The sequence below is a fragment of the Lactobacillus sp. UMNPBX4 genome (genome assembly GCF_002554115.1).
Taxonomy (GTDB): domain Bacteria; phylum Bacillota; class Bacilli; order Lactobacillales; family Lactobacillaceae; genus Lactobacillus; species Lactobacillus gallinarum.
The window spans coordinates 1-5559 of record NZ_PCZF01000071.1 but is presented as its reverse complement, the minus strand read 5'-3'; the positions used below and the strand labels follow the sequence as shown (position 1 = coordinate 5559).

The 5559-nt window shown below is 36.9% G+C and carries 6 protein-coding genes and 1 pseudogene; 4 read left to right on the top strand and 3 right to left on the bottom strand.

Annotated features, from left to right (window positions below):
* Nucleotides 1-80: 80 nt before the first annotated feature.
* Together CP355_RS10655 and CP355_RS10650 are read left to right on the top strand one after the other, a co-directional pair.
* Nucleotides 81-506, top strand: coding sequence for an SH3-like domain-containing protein (locus CP355_RS10655; protein WP_233185819.1), 426 nt, complete (start codon nt 81-83; stop codon nt 504-506).
* A gap of 212 nt (nt 507-718) precedes the next feature.
* The gene (locus tag CP355_RS10650) at nt 719-1549 is read left to right on the top strand and encodes a hypothetical protein (protein WP_233187030.1); all 831 of its coding nucleotides are present in this window, start codon (nt 719-721) and stop codon (nt 1547-1549) included.
* A gap of 46 nt (nt 1550-1595) precedes the next feature.
* Here the strand turns inward: CP355_RS10650 and CP355_RS09330 are convergent.
* Nucleotides 1596-2030 (bottom strand): annotated as a pseudogene (locus CP355_RS09330) (alpha-glucosidase C-terminal domain-containing protein); the annotation flags it as partial.
* A gap of 130 nt (nt 2031-2160) precedes the next feature.
* On the opposite strand from CP355_RS09330, the gene CP355_RS09325 reads away from it, so the two are divergent.
* Entirely contained in the window at nt 2161-2430 is a 270-nt protein-coding gene (locus CP355_RS09325; RefSeq protein ID WP_098044400.1) for a hypothetical protein, read from the top strand.
* Nucleotides 2431-2481: 51 nt separating this feature from the next.
* Here CP355_RS09325 and CP355_RS09320 read toward each other — a convergent pair whose 3' ends face one another.
* Nucleotides 2482-4986, bottom strand: coding sequence for an excinuclease ABC subunit UvrA (locus tag CP355_RS09320; RefSeq protein WP_098044399.1), 2505 nt, complete (start codon nt 4984-4986; stop codon nt 2482-2484).
* Nucleotides 4987-5014: 28 nt separating this feature from the next.
* Nucleotides 5015-5392, bottom strand: coding sequence for a pyridoxamine 5'-phosphate oxidase family protein (locus CP355_RS09315; RefSeq protein ID WP_233187029.1), 378 nt, complete (start codon nt 5390-5392; stop codon nt 5015-5017).
* Between CP355_RS09315 and CP355_RS09310 the strand changes: the two genes are divergently transcribed.
* Nucleotides 5375-5470 carry a toxin-antitoxin system HicB family antitoxin gene (locus tag CP355_RS09310; protein WP_081776577.1) on the top strand — a complete coding sequence of 32 codons (96 nt, stop codon included), beginning with the start codon at nt 5375-5377 and terminating at the stop codon, nt 5468-5470. The two genes, CP355_RS09315 and CP355_RS09310, sit on opposite strands and share 18 nt — an antisense overlap.
* Nucleotides 5471-5559: the final 89 nt, after the last annotated feature.

Here is a 5559-nt window from a genome sequence, read left to right as displayed (position 1 = left end):
CCTATCCATCCCCGCATTAAAATACGGGGATTTTCGGGCGTTTTTCATTAAAAATTAATCCGTTAAAAAACGGATCTATCGTGTTAAAGCCTGCACCAGTAACTACTTACACTAATGTTCAAACTAAATTGGCTGGACCCCATGATTTTCCAATTTATCGCAATATTTCTAAAGACGGTGGTATCAATGCTTTCACTTCTACCAAGGATTTCAGGAACGGTTTGCTTCAATCTCTTAAATCAGCGCAAACCAAGCAAGGGCGTTTTTATCAATTAATAGTCAACGGTAGACAAATTGGTTGGGTTAATGAAAAATTCTTTTTACGTAGCAAACTACTTGCGGCAAAGCATGTATCTTTAACTCGTAATCCCTATTACTCTTTCCCAGTGAGGGATGCAATTTCTTATATTGCAGACAAGCATGGCACCTTAATCGATCCTAAAAAAGTATCTGCATCCCAAAATTTTTTTAATTCTACAACTCCTGGTAATTTACAATTAAATTAAAATACCATCATTTAAAAACAACAATCAACGTTCATGTTAGACCTAATTTAAACGAAGGCATTACTGTCGCAAACAGAACTGCTATTGTTGGACCTTCTTTAGTAAAAACATTCTCTGGTAGTTCCAAATCTCCTTCTCCAAATTGGAATCCCGAAAATAATTATCAGCCTGAAACCGAAATTAATAGATATTATGATAATAAGCATAATTTTATGATAACCCAATTTTACCAACCTCGTTTTCATTCATTAACGCCCCAACCTACTCCTCTTAATCAAATAGGAGTTATTCCTCAAGGGATCAGCCTTAAACAAAATCAATTAACTGTTTCATATTTCAGTGAACCTAACGTTGAATGGGGACATCTAGTTACTTATAATCTCAATCATTTGTCCGATCCACTTAAATCACAAAATTTACTTACTATGAAGTGGCGAGAATTAAAAAACACATCACGCAATATTGCAGTATCTCCATATATGAAGCTGGGGCACGGACAATCTATCGGCATGACTAAAAAATATATTTATGTACTGGCTAGCAGCAACAAAGAAGCTAATCCCGATAAATCCGAAGAAATTTTTCAAATTTCTAGAAAAAACTACCAAATTAACCATCTTTGGACTATAAAAGTATGGAATCGTTCTAGCTATTATCCACGCTATTTTCATAACGCTTGCTTTATTAATAGTCACTTAATGTACGCTACTTTTCATAATGCCAGCAAAGGATTATATGAATACTGGAAATTAAGTCGAAACGGAAATACATGGATGCCAACAGAAATCGGAGCAACTCAATCTGATTTTGTAAAAAACAATTCACCTCTACAAAGCTTTACCTCTAGTCGTTCTAAGTTTTACCTAGCTTTTAACGATAATTTATTCATAATTACCCATCCAGGAAAACTCATACAACACTACCAATTTCATACCTTGCGCGAAACCGAAGGGATAGCTGTAGAAAATGATCGCCCTTATATTGAATTAGCACGCAGACCCGAATTGCTACAAATAAAAAATCAACAAAATAAAAAGAATTGATAATCACAAATTAACTATGATTATCAATTCTTTTTTATTATCTTATCTAAATCACAACTGCTAAAGCCTCATACGGCTTTAAGATGATCTCTTGTTTAAATTGGTTACTGTTATGTTCATAATTGCTAATTAAAACTTGATAGTTCTTATTAACATATTCTTTAGGTAATTTAGCCTGACATTCCTTGCCATAGAAGTTAGTAAAGACTACTAATTTTTTATCACTGTTATCTAGGAAGCGTTCATATGCAAAAACTTGTGGATGATCCTTCAAGAACATCTTAATATGCCCATAAGAAATTAACTTTTCATTCTTACGCAACTTAATTAGTTTTTGATAATAGTCAAAAATTTCGCCACTTGCTAGTTCTTTCTCTACATTAACTTGATTTTGATCAGTTGGCATCAGCCATGGCTTTACATCACTAAAGCCAGCATATTGACTATCATCCCAATGCATTGGCACACGTGAATTATCTCTTCATACACAAAAACGAGTCTGCAAAGGACACGTTTTTAATTTTCCATTCAAATTCTTTCCAATAATCAGCTATTTACTATACAGACAATTTCTTTGCTACAATAATAAAGATCCATGAGGAGTGATTTTTATGTTATATCCATACGCTGAATTCCCAGGCGAATTATCAATTACGTATTCTCAAATAATTCCCGATCCATCCCAAAAAGACGGTATTAAAATTTATGTACATTTTGAAAAACCAACCGATTATGGCTTCAAGAAAGCCCGCTACACTCTTCCTGACTATAAGGAAGTTTATAATTATAACTTTACTTATTCAGAAACAAAGAACAACATAGAAATCCTTAAAAGAAATGCACCATTAATTATGGAATGTGCTAAAGAAGAAAAGCAGTAAACCCATTCTCTTTACACAAAAGCGAGTCCCAAAAAAGACTCGTTTTTTTATCTATTCAAATTGTTTCCAATAATCAGCTAAATACTGTGTAGTCAAACTGTCAGGATTCTTAACCAATTCTCGCGGCATCCCTTCAGCCACGATTCTACCACCAGCTTTACCGCCGCGTGGTCCAAGATCCAAAATATAATCACTGTTTACAATCAAATTCAAATCATGTGTGATCGTGATAATGGTTGCACCTTGATCAAGCAATTTTTGCATCACGGTTACCAAAACCTTCACATCTAAGGGATGCAAACCGATCGTTGGTTCATCGAAGACAAATAAAGTATCATCTTGCTTATGACTCAAGTGAGTTACTAGCTTCAACCTCTGGGCTTCACCACCAGATAAGGTTGGTGTACTTTCACCTAAATGCAGGTAATCCAACCCTACTTCTTTGAGTAACTTTAATTCACGTTCGATCTTTGGTACCTTTTTAAACACAGGCAAGGCTTCATTAATATCCAAATTAAGCATATCAACAATCGACATCTCATGCCACTTAACTTGCTGAATTCTCGGATTGTAACGTTCACCATGACAAGTTGGACATGTCTGCTGCATATCTGGTAAAAATTGAATATCTAATGTAACAATTCCAGTTCCACCACAAGTAGGACATGCACCTTCTTTATTGTTATAGGAGAAGTAACTTGGCGTGTAATGCTTTTCTTTTGCTAACGGCTGACGAGCAAAAAGCTTACGCAAATTATCCATGATTGAAGTATAAGTAGCAACCGTTGAACGGGTACTCTTGCCAATCGGTGTCGCATCAACACTAACTACATTATGGACAGGTGAAACGAATTTCTTAATTTGTTTCGGTAACTTTTCACCCTTAGCTTGTGCCTCAATAGCCGGAACTAAAGAATCTAAAATCAAACTGGTCTTACCCGCTCCAGAAAAGCCAGTTACTGCAGTAATTTGATTAATCGGAATTCCTGTTTTAATATCATGCAAGTTGAAATAATGCTCCACTTCAAATTTGATTTGATCAGGGTTAATCTTATCAGTCGTTTTTCTTGCCATTAAATCAGCTGTTCCATTTAAGTATGGAGCAATCAAAGACTTTTTATTGTTTTCAAGTTCTTGCGGTGTCCCTTGAGCTAAAATTTGCCCACCCTGGTCACCAGATCCTGGTCCGATTTCGATAATCTCATCGGCTGCCTTAATAATGTCGACATTGTGATCAACTACGACCAATGAATTGCCTTGTGCAACAAGTTTACGTAAAACTTTAATCAAACCATCGACATTAGCCGGATGAAGACCGATAGAAGGTTCGTCTAATACATAAAGAACACCGGTGGTTTCTGTTCTCAGAGTCCGAGCCAATTGGATTCTCTGTAACTCACCAGTTGAAAGCGTATTTCCGGCACGTGCCATGGCTAAGTAGTCCAACCCTAAATCAAGTAGCGGCTGCAAATTATTGATGAATTCTTTAATCAATGAAGAAGCCATCTGATGCATTTCTTCTGGTAACTTAGCTAAAACTTCCTTACTCCAAGCTGGCAAGTCACCCAATTGCATATGTTCGACTTCATCAATATTTTTACCATTAACCAACTGCTTAAGTAGCTCAGGACGAAGTCTAGTACCATGACAGACTGGACAAGTTGAATAAGTAAAGAATTCCGCAATTCTTTTTTGTGCTCGTTCACTCTTGCTACTCTTTGCTGAACGCAGGACTGCCTGGTGCGCATTTTCATAAAGAGCATTGAAGTCGTGAAAAACTCGACCAGTACCGGATAAGAAGTCCATCTTATATTTCTTTTCTGGACCGTTCAAGACAAAGTCTTTTTCTTTTTTAGTTAAATCCTTAAATGGAACATTAATGCGCACTCCTGCATGCTGGGCAACGCTTGGCATAAAATTACGTCCTGGCAATGACCACGAAGCAACCGCGCCGTCTTCGATGGACAGATTTTCATCAGCAATCAACTTATTTTCATCAAGTTGACGCACCTTCCCTGTACCGCCGCATTCAGTACATGCTCCATCTGAATTGAAGGCGAACTCTTCTGCACTTGGAACATAAAACTTAACACCACAGGTTTGGCAGGTAATCCGTCCCATTTCTTCGCCAGGCTTGGACATTGCTTCGGCAATTGCTAGACTCGGTGCGACTCTATGACCGTTGGGACAAACAGGCGAACCAAGCCGTGAAAAAATCAAACGCAAAACATTAAAGGTCTCAGTTGTTGTACCAACGGTTGCTCTTTCATTTGGAACGCTGGGGCGCTGACGTAAAGCCAGCGCTGAAGGGATATGCTTAACTGAAGTTACATCAGCCTGCGCACCTTGCTTGATTCTTCGCCGCATATATGTAGAAAGCGCATCAAGATAACGACGCGATCCTTCTTCATAAAGAATTCCCATGGCTAGGGATGACTTTCCAGAACCAGATAAGCCTGAAATAGCGACGAATTTATGGAGTGGAATATTGACATCAATATTCTTTAAGTTGTGAACTTTTGCTCCTCTAACTTCAATTTGACTTGGTAATGCCATATTGTTCCTTTCTATTTAATAATGTTTTTTAAAAATTAAAATGCTTCTGAAAAACCGGTTTTTGCCTTAAATCGTAAACTGAACCATCAATCGGCGTAATCGCAAAGGGACGCAATGTACTTCTACTTGATCTTGAATCAGCCGAAGCAATCTCGACCATTTCAGGATGTGCTTGATAGATTTGATCCATGTATGAATCATTAACTTCCTCTACTTTACCATTGACAGTTACAGCTACTGAATTCATTGTTTCTGTTCCTTTTAAGCCAGTAATTGAAATAAAGGGATGCTTTTTTAATCTATTATAGAATGCACCATTTACAATAGTCGAAAAGATTAAACGATTTTGTTTATCAACTAATTCAATATCAGCCGCATTACTGCGAGGATGCCCAAATCCCTGCATGAACATCTAGCCGAAGAAGCAGATGAAGAAAATGTATCTCTTAACTCATATATTGTTAGTAAACTTGCTCAAAGTTAATACAATCAAAAAATAAAGGTCGATAAAATTCATCATGAACTGAGACCTAAAAATTAGACAGTTTAAATACAGGATTAATAGAGGCTTGA

Coding starts and splice junctions, on each gene's coding strand:
- CP355_RS10650 (WP_233187030.1), top strand. CDS start 719: ATGATAACCCAATTTTACCAACCTCGTTTTCATTCATTAACGCCCCAA.
- CP355_RS09325 (WP_098044400.1), top strand. CDS start 2,161: ATGTTATATCCATACGCTGAATTCCCAGGCGAATTATCAATTACGTAT.
- CP355_RS09320 (WP_098044399.1), bottom strand. CDS start 4,986: ATGGCATTACCAAGTCAAATTGAAGTTAGAGGAGCAAAAGTTCACAAC.
- CP355_RS09310 (WP_081776577.1), top strand. CDS start 5,375: ATGCCCAAATCCCTGCATGAACATCTAGCCGAAGAAGCAGATGAAGAA.
- CP355_RS09315 (WP_233187029.1), bottom strand. CDS start 5,392: ATGCAGGGATTTGGGCATCCTCGCAGTAATGCGGCTGATATTGAATTA.